General features: G+C 50.5%; 13 protein-coding genes. 8 read left to right on the top strand and 5 right to left on the bottom strand.

Annotated features, from left to right (window positions below; all coding sequences use genetic code 11):
• Window positions 1-126 precede the first annotated feature (126 nt).
• The 7 genes from FHR27_RS04560 to FHR27_RS04530 all read left to right on the top strand — a co-directional run bounded on the left by FHR27_RS04560 (window position 127) and on the right by FHR27_RS04530 (window position 9,906).
• On the top strand, window positions 127-813 hold the full coding sequence (locus FHR27_RS04560; RefSeq protein WP_179537933.1) for a TetR/AcrR family transcriptional regulator: 687 nt from the start codon (window positions 127-129) through the stop codon (window positions 811-813).
• Between the two features lie 393 nt (window positions 814-1,206).
• Window positions 1,207-1,674 carry a hypothetical protein gene (locus FHR27_RS26815; RefSeq protein ID WP_257026813.1) on the top strand — a complete coding sequence of 156 codons (468 nt, stop codon included), beginning with the start codon at window positions 1,207-1,209 and terminating at the stop codon, window positions 1,672-1,674.
• 56 nt (window positions 1,675-1,730) lie between these two features.
• Complete coding sequence (locus FHR27_RS04550) at window positions 1,731-2,690, top strand: MvdC/MvdD family ATP grasp protein (protein ID WP_179537932.1); 960 nt, start codon at window positions 1,731-1,733, stop codon at window positions 2,688-2,690.
• Window positions 2,678-3,340 (top strand): hypothetical protein, encoded by a 663-nt coding sequence (locus FHR27_RS04545; protein ID WP_179537931.1) that lies wholly within the window; start codon window positions 2,678-2,680, stop codon window positions 3,338-3,340. The genes FHR27_RS04550 and FHR27_RS04545 overlap by 13 nt, the downstream gene beginning before the upstream one ends.
• Window positions 3,341-3,408: 68 nt before the next feature.
• Complete coding sequence (locus FHR27_RS04540) at window positions 3,409-5,007, top strand: ATP-dependent nuclease (protein WP_179537930.1); 1,599 nt, start codon at window positions 3,409-3,411, stop codon at window positions 5,005-5,007.
• Entirely contained in the window at window positions 5,000-6,160 is a 1,161-nt protein-coding gene (locus FHR27_RS04535) for a UvrD-helicase domain-containing protein (RefSeq protein WP_179537929.1), read from the top strand. Before FHR27_RS04540 ends, FHR27_RS04535 begins: the two co-directional genes overlap by 8 nt.
• Window positions 6,157-9,906, top strand: coding sequence for a hypothetical protein (locus FHR27_RS04530; protein WP_179537928.1), 3,750 nt, complete (start codon window positions 6,157-6,159; stop codon window positions 9,904-9,906). The genes FHR27_RS04535 and FHR27_RS04530 overlap by 4 nt, the downstream gene beginning before the upstream one ends.
• A gap of 124 nt (window positions 9,907-10,030) precedes the next feature.
• On the opposite strand, the gene FHR27_RS04525 is transcribed toward FHR27_RS04530, so the two are convergent.
• The 5 genes from FHR27_RS04525 to FHR27_RS04505 all read right to left on the bottom strand — a co-directional run bounded on the left by FHR27_RS04525 (window position 10,031) and on the right by FHR27_RS04505 (window position 12,974).
• A complete protein-coding gene (locus FHR27_RS04525; RefSeq protein ID WP_179537927.1) occupies window positions 10,031-10,525 on the bottom strand; it encodes a hypothetical protein in 495 nt (164 codons plus the stop codon).
• Window positions 10,526-10,703: 178 nt separating this feature from the next.
• Window positions 10,704-11,429, bottom strand: a complete 726-nt coding sequence (locus tag FHR27_RS04520; RefSeq protein ID WP_218878448.1) for an HAD family hydrolase — start codon at window positions 11,427-11,429, stop codon at window positions 10,704-10,706.
• Window positions 11,430-11,524: 95 nt separating this feature from the next.
• Window positions 11,525-11,878 (bottom strand): hypothetical protein, encoded by a 354-nt coding sequence (locus tag FHR27_RS04515; RefSeq protein WP_179537925.1) that lies wholly within the window; start codon window positions 11,876-11,878, stop codon window positions 11,525-11,527.
• 70 nt (window positions 11,879-11,948) lie between these two features.
• Entirely contained in the window at window positions 11,949-12,227 is a 279-nt protein-coding gene (locus tag FHR27_RS04510) for a hypothetical protein (protein ID WP_179537924.1), read from the bottom strand.
• Window positions 12,228-12,245: 18 nt separating this feature from the next.
• A complete protein-coding gene (locus tag FHR27_RS04505; protein WP_179537923.1) occupies window positions 12,246-12,974 on the bottom strand; it encodes a metallophosphoesterase in 729 nt (242 codons plus the stop codon).
• Window positions 12,975-13,182: 208 nt separating this feature from the next.
• Between FHR27_RS04505 and FHR27_RS04500 the strand changes: the two genes are divergently transcribed.
• Complete coding sequence (locus tag FHR27_RS04500) at window positions 13,183-13,653, top strand: Cro/Cl family transcriptional regulator (protein ID WP_179537922.1); 471 nt, start codon at window positions 13,183-13,185, stop codon at window positions 13,651-13,653.
• The last annotated feature ends 169 nt before the right edge of the window (window positions 13,654-13,822 follow it).

Here is a 13,822-nt window from a genome sequence, read left to right as displayed (position 1 = left end):
ACGACAATAGGCCACAACCAAGTGAGACACTGCCTTACTAGACATTCAAGTAAAAGATTATAAGGAGGCTGGCATATTGTAGCTTTTTCAGTAAGACTTGTTATACCAAGAGCCTAGGTAATCGTAATGAACTCAACGCCTCAACTCCCCATTGAAAACTTGTTCAACATTGGCGAGGCAGCATCACGTCAGGCGAAGTTTTTGATTGCCGCAGGCCGAGTGTTCATCGAGCATGGCTACGACGGGGCCAGCATGGAGGAGATTGCAAAGGCAGCCGAGGTAACCCGCCCAACCCTGTACAACCGATTCCCTGATGGCAAAGAGTCGCTCTTCTTTGCGGTGGTCGAACGGATATGGCAAGCCTTCCCGGCCATGAATGTCCCGAAGGACAAGAGAGCCCTGAACGATCCGAGGGCTGGGCTACGGCGTATCGCCACTGAGTTTGCGGTTTTTTGGGAGGGCCCAATGGCTTCAGACTTCCTGCGCATGATCTTTCTGGAAAGCAAGCGCTTCCCCCAGCTAAGCCGCAGGTTTGAAGAGATCATTGAGCAGCCCGTCCAAGAGGTAGTCTGTGCTTACTTCGTCAAGCTGGCCCGGCGAAATATCCTTGTAGTTCATGACCCTGAGGTCGCCGCACGTCACTTCTTGGGGATGATTGATGGACTCGTCATCCTCACCCAGATCAGAGGCAATCGTGAGCCGCTAGACCGTGCGGAGATTGAGGTGATCGTGGAGCGGACGGTAGACATTTTCATCCGTTCATACGAGGACAAGTCCCTGGCGTCTGGAGTCCAGGATGTTCAAGCTTGCTAGATCGGTAACCAGGAGCCCCTATGCTCGTCCAGCTTGACCTTAACCGGAACGACCGCGACGCTCTGCTTCGTCACTGCCAATCTTTCCAACCGGCATCCGGGGACGCGTGGGAAGATGCTCGCTTAGCGGATGCGCTGTCTGCCCTGATCGAAGCGCTTGAGCATGATGATTCACACAGGCCGCAGTACGAGGCTACCTGACTGCCTCGGCCCTGCTGCGGCAACCCTCGCCATGTCGAGATGGGCCCTCTGGATGCCCTCTATGGTGGCTTAGAGGCCAGCCCTAGAGGTAGGAGTGGCTTCTACCGCTAAACGGCCCCAAAGCACATTGTCCGGTAACAGGTAGCAAAGTAGTATCAGCCCAGCGCTCCTTTCGAACTCATGGACTTGATGCATGGACAACACCGCTGACACGGACGCTTGCGACCATCCTCGCAACACGAAAATTTCCCCTTTCCTGGCTCGATCCGGAACACTTCGTACTGGAGAAGACCGGCTGCCTGGCTACTACTGCGAACAGCAGCAAATGTGGGTAGTCGACACCGAACAAGGTGTTCAACCGATCATCAATGAGCAAGCGCTCTCGCAACTGAAGACAAAGACTCGTGCCGACGGCGAAGAAGATGATGACTGCCAACTAGCACTTGAGCTGGTGACTAAAACGCATCAGCAGATTGAACGAGACGATGACACGCAACCAAACGGGTTTAACAACCTCCTGCAGCTAGCGACCAAGACCGACTCGATCGACGAGGCAGATGACAATTACTCAGCAGCCCAACTGCTGGAGTTGGTCACCAAAACAAAGGTTCAGCAGGAAGCAGACGACGATGCCATCCAGTCCTTTGGTTTTCACTGCTGACAGTGCTCAGAACGAAGCGAAATGCTGACCTGGACGGATTGAGTTAGGGAAAACGAATGCTGCTGTTAGTTACCAATCGTCGCGACGTCACTATTGATTACGTGGTAGCCGAGCTCAAGCGCCGGCAGACGCCATTCTTTCGTTTGAATACCGAAGATATGCCAGCAGCTCGCTGCACCATGTCTGCATTTCCCAGGGGAGCTTGGTCACTGTCATTCGGTGATCGAGTGCTCAAAGGATCGGATGTCAAAGCAGCCTACTTTCGGCGTCCTGCCCAGCCTTCTAGCCAAGTCAGCATCGCCGACGACGGTGAAAGGGAGTATGCGGAGTCCGAATGGGGGGCTTTCCTAAAGAGCTTGTATGCCCGCCTGGAGGGCATGTGGCTCAACGCTCCTTTGGACATCTTCGCTGCGGAAGACAAACCAAAGCAGTTGATGCTTGCGAGCGAAATAGGCTTCAACGTGCCACAGGGTTTGATCACGAACGACATCGCATCGGTGCGCGAGGTCATTCAGGCAGGGCCTGCGATTGGGAAGCCACTTCGGCAAGCGTTGATCCGCGGTGAACAGGAACGCGTGATTTTCACCACCCGTTTGGAGCGTTTGAACGACAGCGACGAGGGCTCCATCGCACTGGCGCCGTTCATTGTTCAGACCGAGATCAAAAAGCAGTACGACGTCCGCGTGACGATGGTTGGCTGCCAGGTTTTCGCGACCGCGATTAGGTCGCAGGAACATGAAGAGACCATCGTAGATTGGCGCCAAGGCAGCAGGCCTGATCTCAGACATGAGCGCATGGAGCTTCCCCGTGAGGTTGAGGAGCAATGTGGAGCCCTAATGAAACGCCTGAACCTACGTTACGGTGCGATCGACTTTATCTGCGATCAACAGGGCAAATTGTGGTTCTTGGAAATCAATCCGAATGGCCAATGGGCCTGGATCGAGAACCTCACTGGATACCCCATCGCAGCAGCAATCGCGGACGAACTTGAAGGAATCGCCCGATGCCAAAGCTAGTGCCTGATTGGCTATGGCCTCGCCTCACACTTTCCTCATCAACGGCTGACTCTCAACAACAGAAGTGGCTCAAAAGTGAGCACGAAAAGGTTGATCAGGGATCCTGGGCGGATAAGAGCGATGTAGCCTTGGAGGAGGCTCGCAGGCTCTTTGATGCCGAGCAAGAGCGTCGCCGGGGAGCTGACTCCAAGGCTGGTCTTTATCTCGCAGCAATTACCGCTCTGATGCCGATTCTGGCATCCATCCTTCCAGGGCTCTGGGAGGATCAGATCGGCAGGGCTCCTCGGAGCACACTGCTGGCATTCTTCGTCCTGGCGTTGGTGTTCCTGACACGGTCGGGCCTATGGGCCCTGAAGACCATCAAGATTTCCGCGTCGACAGTGGTAAGCCCTGGCGATATCGCTGACAGCCTCAATTCGGACAAGCCAGAAGAAAGACTGGCGAAGGAATTGCTGAAAGCCGTCATCCAGAACTACGACGCAAATAACCGAAAGATCAGCTCCATAAAGATGACGCACGAGCTTCTTCTCCGGGCCTTCATGTGCTTCGTGGCCTTCTTGGGGGTTCAGGCAAGTTGGCCTGCGGCAGTCTGGTTAATTGGTCGAATTCATAACGAGATCGTCACGCCACTCATGGCCTGTTTTCCGTAGCACGATACGCATCCCCCAGCCCCAACACTTGGTACCCAGACCCAATCGCCGCCACGCAGGGACAGCAGATGATCACGAAGATCAAGATTCAGGGCTATCGCATCTATAGAGATTTCACCCTGACCCCCAACACAGATCTCAACATCTTGGTGGGTGGTAATGACGCAGGAAAATCGACCCTGATGGAGGCGATCGGTCTTGCACTCAATGGGCGTATCGGTGGCCGCTCAGCCCAAGAGGAGCTGAACCCTTACTGGTTTAATAAGGCCTTGGTGTCGCAATTTCTTGAGGATGAAGGCTGGGGAGAGAATCCAGCCCTCCCGGAAATCCTGATCGAGCTGTTCCTGGAGAATCGAGAGGAGCTGCAGTTTCTCTGCGGCGCGATCAACAGCGACAGAAAGACCAATGCCTGCCCAGGCATCTCGTTCAAGGTCATACCCAATCCCGAGTATGAGGAGGAGCTGACTCAGTGGCGGGCCAACCCCAGCGCGCTGATTCCCGTCGAGTACTACAAGATCGAATGGCGAACCTTCGGGGATGAGGTGTTGACCCGACGCCCACGGCAGCTTGCTGTCGCGACCATCGATTCACGTACCGTGCGCTCTACCTCAGGTATCGACTATCACCTGCGCCAAATCCTGAGTGACCATTTGGAGCCAAGCGAGAAAGCCAAAATCTCCCATCACTACCGCTCAATCAAAGAGTCGATTACCGACGACTCGCTGGGCGACGTGAATCAACGGCTGAAGGAAATCCGAGCTCCGCTGGATCATCAGGAAATGGCCTTGGCGATGGATCAAAGCGCTCAATCCTCTTGGGAGGGGGCGGTTACACCGCATGTGGATCATGTGCCGTTCGCACTGGCAGGTCAGGGGCAGCAGGCTTCGATCAAGATCACGCTGGCTATGCAGCGCCTGTCTGAGCAGACCAACATCGTGATGATTGAAGAACCGGAAAATCACCTTTCGCACACAAGCCTGACCACGTTGCTATCGCGCATTGAGGATGCAGCTGGCGAACGGCAACTGTTCATTTCAACCCACAGTGCATACGTGCTGAACCGTCTTGGGTTGAGCTCATTGTTATTGCTGCATCGTGGTAAAGCGTCCCACATCGAGGAGCTTGATCCGGACACTGTCACCTATTTTCAGAAGCTCGCAGGCTTCGACACGTTACGAATGGTGCTGGCCCACAAGCTCGTCTTGGTGGAGGGCCCATCGGACGAAATCCTGTTCGAGCGCTTCTTCAGAGACCTCTACAAAGCTTCCCCGATGGAACTGGGGATTGATGTGATGAGCATGCAAGGTCTGACGCTGAAGCGCTGCCTGGAGCTTTGCGCGGCCATTGATCGTCCCGTTGCGGTGCTTCGGGACAACGACGGGCAAGACCCAGAAGCCCTCAAAGAGCCCGTCAAAGAACTGCTCGAAGCTGGCAACCGAGCGCTATTCATTGGCGCGAAGGAAGCTGGTAGGACGCTGGAGCCGCAACTGATGGCGTGCAATAGCGAAGCGACCCTGCGCAAGATCCTTGGTGTAACCGACCGGGCCAACCTTGATAAATGGATGTCGAGGGAGAAAACAGAAGCAGCGCTGCTCATCGCCGAATCCCAGGAAACCCTCACGCCGCCGCCGTACATGGAAGCAGCAGCGCGGTTTATCCATGGTTAACTCAGCCGTGGCTAATAATTACCTGACCCTGGCGGTCGCAGGTGCTCGCAAGACGCAAAGCCTGGTGGAGCACTGCAAGGCGCTACCTGTTGATCGCAAGGTGCTGCTCATCACCTTCACTCAGACCAACCAGATTGAGCTTCGCGAGCGCGTTAGGCGATATGTCGGTGACCGGCCCAGCTTGGAAGTATGTGGCTGGTTCAGTTTCCTGCTGCGTCACTTCGTCAAACCCTTTGTGCCATTCGCATTCCCAGGAAAGCGTTGCAGAGGCTTCAATTACGACGGTGATCCAGGACGATACGCGAGCGGCGAGAACCGATTCTTCGACTCAGGGGAAAGCGTGTATGCGAAAGAAACAGCGCGCTTAGCATACGAATTGATCGGTCAAAGCAGTGGTGCCTTGATTCGTCGCCTTGAATGCCTCTACGACGAAATCCTCATCGACGAGGTGCAGGATCTCTCTGGCTATGACCTGGATATCTTGCAGGCATTGTTCGGCACTCGCATCGAAATTCGGCTCGTTGGCGATGTCCGCCAGGCTATTTTGTCCACGAATCCTCGGGGCCAAATGAAGAAGGCCTTCGCCTACTCCAAATCGCATGAGTGGTTCAAAAAACAGCAAAAGGCTTGCCGGCTGGAGATCAACTACAGCTCCGTCACTTGGCGATGCTGCCAATCTATCGCCACGTTTTCCGACACGATCTTCGATGCGAGCTGGGAGTTTCCAGAAACGACCTCGGAGAATCACGTGACCACGGCACACGACGGTGTCTTCTTGGTGAGGAAGGAGCACGTCGGTCTGTACGTCGAGGCGTTCCAGCCCCAATGCCTGCGTGACAACATCAAGTCAGGCAAGGAGTTCGAACTCGACTACATGAATTTTGGTGTATCGAAAGGTCAGACATTCAACCGTGTTTTGATCTATCCAACCAGCCCCATAGGGAAGTTCATCAGCAAGGGGGAGCCTCTCAAGCCTCTTTCTGCGGCTGATTTCTATGTCGCGGTCACACGGGCTGAGCAGAGTGTTGCGATCATCCTAGACAAGCCGGGGGCATCGATACTTACCTACTGGACACCTGACGGTGGTCAATCGCCTAGCGGAGATGGAGAACTCAACGATGAGCAAGCACTACAGGCCAAGGGAATTGCATGAGTAATTATGAACTAATTAAAGACTTGGAAAAAAAACTATCCATTTATAGGCAGGCTTATCCAGAAAAGCCCTCTTCGCAGCCGAACAGAATCCACGAAAAAATTGCATCGCTAGTTCTTAAGGCGAAACTTTACCCCGCCCGCCTTACCAGAGAAGTCGTTAAGTCACTCATCCAGGATAGGGAGCCCTGGCCGACGATTGAGGGATATCCTTATTGCCTCGCACATCCAATAAATATTGAAACGCTGGAATCTGCTAGATTAATTAGTTTCCCAAATGACAATCTTTGCGTTCAAAGAACTACAGAGATATCGGGAAATATGCCGACTCAGCTACGTAATGAGCTGAGTGCCCACCGATTTCTCTATGAAATACGTTATCATGGCGGTGAGCTTTCATCTCCGCACTTGCGGCTGCATAAAAGCGAAATTGGAGGGCCTGATCTTGCTCTGGTAGGAGATCGCCTAACACCGGATGGCGACTACCTAAGAATAGCTATTGAAGACGACGACATTTTTGGTGTAGGAACCTACCTCTGGAATGCTCTGCGTATCACGAAAGACACCCCTGATGAAGCATTCGATGAGTACACTATCAGGATGCGTACCGCAGCAGATCGACCCTATGTTTTCGAGATAGATTTCGAGAATAGAGTTGATCTTGATGAGTTTCTTGGATGCGCCCTAGCATTTATAAAGTCAGACCAGAAATTACTTGAAGATTGGTCGAAATGCGCTGCCGACATTGCACTAGACTGCAATCGAATTGAATCATTGACTGAACTGTCCCGTACGCCAGGATCCACCGATATAAGTTATGCGAATTCGCTTAATTTGCAGCCCTTGCAAGACGTCATCGATGGGATGCAGAAAGTACCCAGAACGACTCTGCTAGAAGCCATCGAATGGTTCAAGCGTAATGATCGCCATGGTTATTATGATCGCGATCATATTACGGGGTTCCTCGTATGGCTAATCATTAAGAATGAGCACAATGCTTATACAGTTCAAAACAGCTTCAAATTGACCCAACGACTGATTGAACACTCTCAAATCGCGCCGAAACTCAATGATTTTCTATTCAGGGATATCACTGACCCGAGCTATTTGTGTTTCTTACTTTCATTTAACCCTACCAGCCATATTGGCCTCATAGCATTGTATCAAAAAATGGCAAGCAATGCTTTGCGTAGAGCTTCATCGAAAGTCGATTACGAGAAAGCATGGCAAGATCTGATATGGACTCAGGGACTTGAGGTATATTGTAATAGCTTCGAAAGTAACATTGAGTACAAACATGTACGCGGCACGCTTGAATCTATCTGTGAAATGGTTGCATGGTTTGTGAGCCATGAATTTTCTAATAGTTCTAACATGAGGCCAATCACAGATACTCGAATCCCCAGCCTAAAAGCTACAATCCTTTCTCTGAAATATATTACAGAGATGGGCTACAAGCAGAATCTTTTTGAAGATCACCTAGTGCTCATTGGTGAACTTATCCACGACCGGGCTTTTGAGAACCGCAGTCTATACGCCCCTGCTCCGATGGGTCATTGGCTCGTGCTATTCTGGTCTATTGAAATATCAGAAAAGAAAAATATCTCTGGCGATAACACATCTCGCATTCTGGCTAAGACTCTAACCAGTAGTTATCTACAGGTTCTCAATGACCGCCGACACGGCAAGTCTATTAGTGGCGACGACCCTACACTTTTTGATGACTTAAGCTGGGGTCAACTCCTTCCGCATCTTTCAAAGCTACAACAAGCAAAATGGTTATTGGCACTACACGAATGGCCGGATCGAATCGAGGGATTGCCCGCAGGCGAATCTAGCGCGTTAAACTCTGCAGTGAGGCTACATTTACGGACACTCCTGAATGTCCATGACAGTTCATTGAATGGTGAGATAAAGGGCACAGTTTTTGACGAGCTATGCTCCATTATTGACCGTTTCGGGTTTGCCCCAGATGATTTCTCTGGCGCTCTAAACTATACAAATGATCACGCAAGCCATAGTCCACTACGACTCTGGCGAGCGATTTGCGAGTTGACCAACGACGTATCTAGCGACTGTTACAATAGTTTTCTGAATACAATTATCTCGCGCAAGCCACCTCTGAGCGCTTTATTTGATCTTCTGGATAGGACTAATTTGCAGGAGCGCAAGGCCACAATTTCGGCAATTATCGCGAGTAGAAATGTGGAGCTTGAGAAGCAGTACTGGGTTCCCGAGATATTCGATACAGCAATAAAAGCCGCAAACAATAACCACATTACTACTGCCAAGTATCTATTGGAGAACATCCAGAAAAACTCGCATAAAACTCATAGAGCCAAGGTTGAGGAACTGATAGCCAAGGTGAGTTTAAAAGAGATTTTCGATGATGCGTCGAAAACACCAGTAGAGAAGATCGAGATTCTTTCTAAATTTGAGGCGACTATCCAAGAGCAGGAAATATCTAGATCAATAGATGAATTCAGAATATTTTTAATAGCGACGCTTGAAATGCCGGCGAACAAGGAAGCTTCAATAGCGAAGTTTGCTCGTTTGACAAAAGCTTCGCCAACTTTGCAGAATGCTACTGGGTTGATCAACAGCTTGCTTTCCATTCCGGAAATGGAGGAGTCTGTCGCACTGCTTAATGCGCACTATACTACGTGGATGGGGGTATTTGAGAATTATACACTTGCTAATCAAATGCCTGAGCTTGCTGATGAGAGCTTACATAGCGTTCTCCAAGCGTGTCTTAGAATGTCACTACTGTCAGAGTTCAGTGGATTTTGGGGAAGCGCATTAAAGCGCCAGCGAGATAGCTACCAGTTTGCAGATGTGCGCACAGAGTACTTAACTAAACTTGGGCGTCACACCGAAGCGCTTTCCTACGTAAAGACGCTACTTGACAAGCTAGACGATCAGTCCGTTTCTGCACGCAATGAACTAATCAATATCCAAACAGGTCTGCTAGAACCGCTAGCCCAGCCGCACTCGTCGTTAGCCCAAGTACCCGCAGTATCTGTTGGCGCATTGGAAGCAGAATTGAGAAATAGTTGGTTGCGCATTAAAAACTTAGGTGCTCTCTCTCAAAGCCAGATTTTTATAGAGCCAACTAACTCGATAGATAACTACCTGCTTGAGATTATGGAACAAGTTGGCAATGAGTTGCTTATGAGAGTTGGTAATCTCCTAAGAAAGAAAGTTCCAGCCAAATCAAGTGCCACTATTCCTCTTGATGATGAAGACTTAATCAACGACTGGATGGTTTCATTGCTAAGGCAGAAAATGAGCTTTATTGGCTGGACTGTTCATGATCAATCTCGCATGGGGAGATCTGCCTCTGGCAAAGGTGTTGGCGAGACTGATGGTTGGATTCAGGATGGAAAAGGTAATCCAATATCTATTATCGAAGCCTTTCGTCTAGGGAACAGTGTTGACAGAAATGTGATTCGTGAGCACCTGGATAAAATTGCTGGCTACAACTCATCAGGCATTTGCACACTATTTATTGTCATTTACTCGTCAAGTAACGATTTCTCTGAGCTTTGCTCAAATTATGCCTCATATATCAATAGTCAGGAATATAAAGGATTTGATAGCAGGGGATCGAGCCCTTCGACCCCCTTGGTCTCTAGGAAAGTGAATCCTCCTAAAGCGGAGGCACGCTACTATGAAGAGGCAAGATATGTGAATGGTGAGAGGATAAAAATTTATCATCAGATCCTGAATCTAAGAGTGCCTGACTAAGGGCTTTTATTTAAGTAGCCTCACATTCGGTGGCGACCGATCCAGTGTCGCCCGAAGTATAAATTTCATCTTTTCTTCACCACAAGTTTTTTATGTTCTGTCCCTGATGCATTGAACAACAATACTAAATCTTGATCCCAAACTCCTCGAAATCCCGCTGCAGAGTTTTATGCCCCAAGACAGCTGGGATTTTGAAGAAAAAGCGATAGGCCAAAAACAATAGCCAAGGTGTGATCAACAGCCCCGCGCCGTAAGTTGCGATCCCCACTATAACTCCGGCTGGCAAAGCTGCTGCTGCAAATACAATGCCCTGTACACGGGCCCCACGAGTAACTCCGTTTATCTCATCCCTGTCGTAGAAGAACTCGCCAGCGCTGTTCTCAAAACCTACAACGACAGTAACGTTGCGCGAAGTCTCTTTCACAAACCAAGTGCGCGGAACGTCTCTACTAAAAGCCCCTTTTTTATTTATGTAGTCAGGAATCAGCAAATCTTTATAGTAAATTGTAGCACCCGCCTCATCTTCAGCCCTGACTCTCTTAAAAAGAGTTGCAGAATTGCATCTTGTACTATCTTTGTAATTTCTGACAACTACAACAATTTTGCGCATTTGCGACATACAAAAATATCTCTATAAAAATGAATTGATCAATACCCGGACGCGGCACTACTTGCCAGGTAAACAAAAGGCACGAAAAACAGACAAAGACCACCCTCAAATAAAGGTAGCTTCGGCTGAGTGCGACATACGGAATGCATTACCACCAGGCAACCTTTCGCCAACAAAGCGAGCCTATTTACGGCTCACCCTCGAAATTGCGCCGAATATGATCTCGCCCCATCTCTTCGAAGTCGGCAGGAACTTTAATTGCCCCCCGCATAAACCCATGTCGATAGCCTATCAACACACACTCGGCAAAGTGAGTCAGGCTTGAAAAATCCCCCCTACCCGTGCGATTCAAATAAAACCCAGCAAGCCCTGCAGCCCGTGCCCCATCGCGGTCGCATTTAACAGAGTCTCCAACCATGACTACCCGCTCGCCCCCAAGCTGCCTGCCCGGCACGACTTCTAACTCCTGGCAAACCGTTCTGTAGATAAGAGGATCCGGCTTTAGAACTCCAAGCTCATAACTGAAGCCATAGGCATCCAGATTAGGCAGTAACTCACGCACAGTCGGGCCATATCCCGACGCTGAGTTTGAGCACAAACCAATCTTGACCCCAGCTTCTCGCAGCATCGAGATGGCCTCTTGGGCGTCGTCAAAGAGCGTCATGCTTGCAAGCTCTTTCTGCAGCTCCCCTGCAAAACCTCGGAGCACTACATCACCGGCGCGTATGCGCAGCAGATCGGCAGCTTCCTGCCAGCCAAGTTCCTGTGTCATGAGCATTCGAAGATGCTCACCGCTCAGGCAGAGACCTTGTTTGCGACCGTATCGAAGGAGCTGAAGATATGGATTTCGTCTGTCATTAATTTTTATCAACGTGCTGAACACGTCGAATATAACACCAGTTGTTTTTACCATTTCTGAAAAGCTCCCAAGCAATGAGCTCTTGATGGCTGGCGAGCGTGACATTAAATTACCCGCATTAAGCCTTTGTGTACTCCACTCAGTCCGACTCAATATAGGGTTTGCAATCGAGGAACCTCGCGCACAAACTCAAACAGCGAACTCATGTCAGCTGCAAAATCAATAACAACGTAATAGCTATTCAGTGTTTTAAATAAATAGTAACCGTCATACTCTCTAAAGCTGACAACCATCGACGTAACTATTAAATGCCCATTCGCAAACCTGGATCCATTTAACCCTGCTTTGCGATGATGCCATACGACGCCAATTAAAGATCCAGAATCGAATCTCGCACTTGTTAGAAATCCTGTGACAGAAACAGGCCACTTCATAAGTAAAGCCTTATCCAAAAGCTTCTGCTGTACAGTATTTACTTCACGAGAAAACTTATCTTCAAGCATAACTAACTCATCGCACCAAAACTCAACAGGCTCAACTCAGCTGGAGAAACTTCGATAATAACCAGGTCGGTCAGGTGTATGACGGTGTATATTCGGAAACCAGAACGTAGTGATCCCTACCACACTCACTTTGCATCAGTTGGAAATCGCCACAAGCACTGAGCATTCTCAACGGTGGTGTAACCACCGTTTCTCCATCCGGAATAGCGCGTGCGCGATCCAAGAAAACTGACGCAGCGAACCGTTCGCCTACCTTCGCTGCGTTGATCAAATAAGCATCGATGAGCACACCCCAGTCGATGCGAGAGGCCTGCTCTACGCTGGCAGGGATAGCTTTTACATCCAGCACAGCAACTCCTGTTGTGGCTTAAAGATCAATCACGAAGGACGGGTTAAAACCTGTGTCTTCGCCTGGATAACCGCGCGGATTAGATATCACGCGACACCCGTAAAACTCATCGTTGATTGCATCGTGCGTGTGCCCAAAAATCCAAGCGTCAGCCTTGGCCACAAGCTCTGGCCAATTGTTTGCGTAAGATGCACTTAGGTGCCCTACAGGCTCCTCGCCTAGGATGCAAGCGAGCGGAGCATGATGGCTAATCACGACTGTTTTGCCGTCAAAATCCTTGGCTAACTCGCTTTTCAGCCAGTCGTGCGACGAGCGATTTCGCTTGATTACGTCTGCGGGACGCAGCTTGCGATAGCTGTCACCAAAGCGGATTAGCTTGTAATCGTTCATTCCATCCAGCGCTTCACGGACAGCAGCTTGGGAGTCTCCAGAGATCGAAAAGTCTGCCCACCCTGTGGTGCCAAGGAAGCGCACGCCATCACGTATGAAAGAGTCGGCCTCCAAAATGTGCACATGGGGTGCAGCGCATTCGCGGGCTTTCGCAAGCGTGCGATCAAGATGCCCTCTGTAAAATTCATGATTACCCATGACGTACACAACGTCGCAGTCGAACACCTCATTTGCCCATTTCACACCGCGTGTCAGTGTGTGGATGTCACCGGCCAGTATCACCAGGTCTGCGTCGTGAACCTCTGGCTTGAAACCAGAAAATTCAATGTGAAGGTCTGAAAGGACATGCACACGCATTGCAGATTCACCATCCTCGATTTAGCGTTAAATTGAAGAAACTCCGAGGATGATCCTCACAACCGTCTCCCCATGGACTCAGCTTCCTGCGAGCAGGACTGAGGACTTGGGCGTGCCTGGATGATATTTCTATTGTCCATATAACGTCAATATACGCTGTTTATCTGAACGCGCTGTGTATGGCTCTATCCTCGTTTTTTGGATGCATATGACTCTGAAAATCGAGGTAGCTGCTGTGCTGCGGGCTGTGAGGCAAGTGCGCGCAACAAGTTACGACGGCATGAAGGATGCCAGCGCCAATAGCACCATTGGCTTGCTGGAGCGGGCCAAGTCCGGAGTCACGCTGGACAAGCTTTCAGAGATAGCCGCCGCGCTGGATTTCGATCTGGTCACGTTCGTTGCCCTTTGCGTTGCACTTCAACGTCGCACGTCGCCGGAGCGCGTCCTCAAAGAAGCGTCTGAGCACCTGCAAGACTTTCTGCAGGAAGATGGGCAGGCGCTCATGAACGCCCAGCTAACTGGTCGCACGCTTCAGCAGCGGCCTGCTGGTAAACCAGGCAATAACGATAATCGGAACGCGGTGCTGAAGCTGAAGGCGTGTGGATTAAGCCAAGCGGAAGCAGCCCGCCTGCTAAGCCTCCCACGCTCAACTGTCCACAGCTATTGGCATCAAGGCTGACAAGCCTGCCGTTTGCCAGGATGGTCGGCGAGGCCATTGGATGATCTCGCTGGCCTTCTACGCTGGCGGATCTGGTAAACGCATCATAGTGCTGGAAGTGTATCGAACATGGCGAATGTGGTTGGATGCGTCTGGATATGGCCACATTCCCACGGATCACGGGCTAGGT

It is taken from the genome of Pseudomonas flavescens (assembly GCF_013408425.1).
Lineage (GTDB): Bacteria > Pseudomonadota > Gammaproteobacteria > Pseudomonadales > Pseudomonadaceae > Aquipseudomonas > Aquipseudomonas fulva_A.
The sequence above is the reverse complement of the archived record's forward strand: the minus strand, read 5'-3'. Positions and strand labels throughout refer to the sequence as shown.

Excerpts from the sequence above, each read along its gene's own strand:
- FHR27_RS04560 (WP_179537933.1), top strand. The coding sequence starts at position 127 with ATGAACTCAACGCCTCAACTCCCCATTGAAAACTTGTTCAACATTGGC.
- FHR27_RS26815 (WP_257026813.1), top strand. The coding sequence starts at position 1,207 with ATGGACAACACCGCTGACACGGACGCTTGCGACCATCCTCGCAACACG.
- FHR27_RS04550 (WP_179537932.1), top strand. The coding sequence starts at position 1,731 with ATGCTGCTGTTAGTTACCAATCGTCGCGACGTCACTATTGATTACGTG.
- FHR27_RS04545 (WP_179537931.1), top strand. The coding sequence starts at position 2,678 with ATGCCAAAGCTAGTGCCTGATTGGCTATGGCCTCGCCTCACACTTTCC.
- FHR27_RS04540 (WP_179537930.1), top strand. The coding sequence starts at position 3,409 with ATGATCACGAAGATCAAGATTCAGGGCTATCGCATCTATAGAGATTTC.
- FHR27_RS04535 (WP_179537929.1), top strand. The coding sequence starts at position 5,000 with ATGGTTAACTCAGCCGTGGCTAATAATTACCTGACCCTGGCGGTCGCA.
- FHR27_RS04530 (WP_179537928.1), top strand. The coding sequence starts at position 6,157 with ATGAGTAATTATGAACTAATTAAAGACTTGGAAAAAAAACTATCCATT.
- FHR27_RS04525 (WP_179537927.1), bottom strand. The coding sequence starts at position 10,525 with ATGTCGCAAATGCGCAAAATTGTTGTAGTTGTCAGAAATTACAAAGAT.
- FHR27_RS04520 (WP_218878448.1), bottom strand. The coding sequence starts at position 11,429 with ATGGTAAAAACAACTGGTGTTATATTCGACGTGTTCAGCACGTTGATA.
- FHR27_RS04515 (WP_179537925.1), bottom strand. The coding sequence starts at position 11,878 with ATGCTTGAAGATAAGTTTTCTCGTGAAGTAAATACTGTACAGCAGAAG.
- FHR27_RS04505 (WP_179537923.1), bottom strand. The coding sequence starts at position 12,974 with ATGCGTGTGCATGTCCTTTCAGACCTTCACATTGAATTTTCTGGTTTC.
- FHR27_RS04500 (WP_179537922.1), top strand. The coding sequence starts at position 13,183 with ATGACTCTGAAAATCGAGGTAGCTGCTGTGCTGCGGGCTGTGAGGCAA.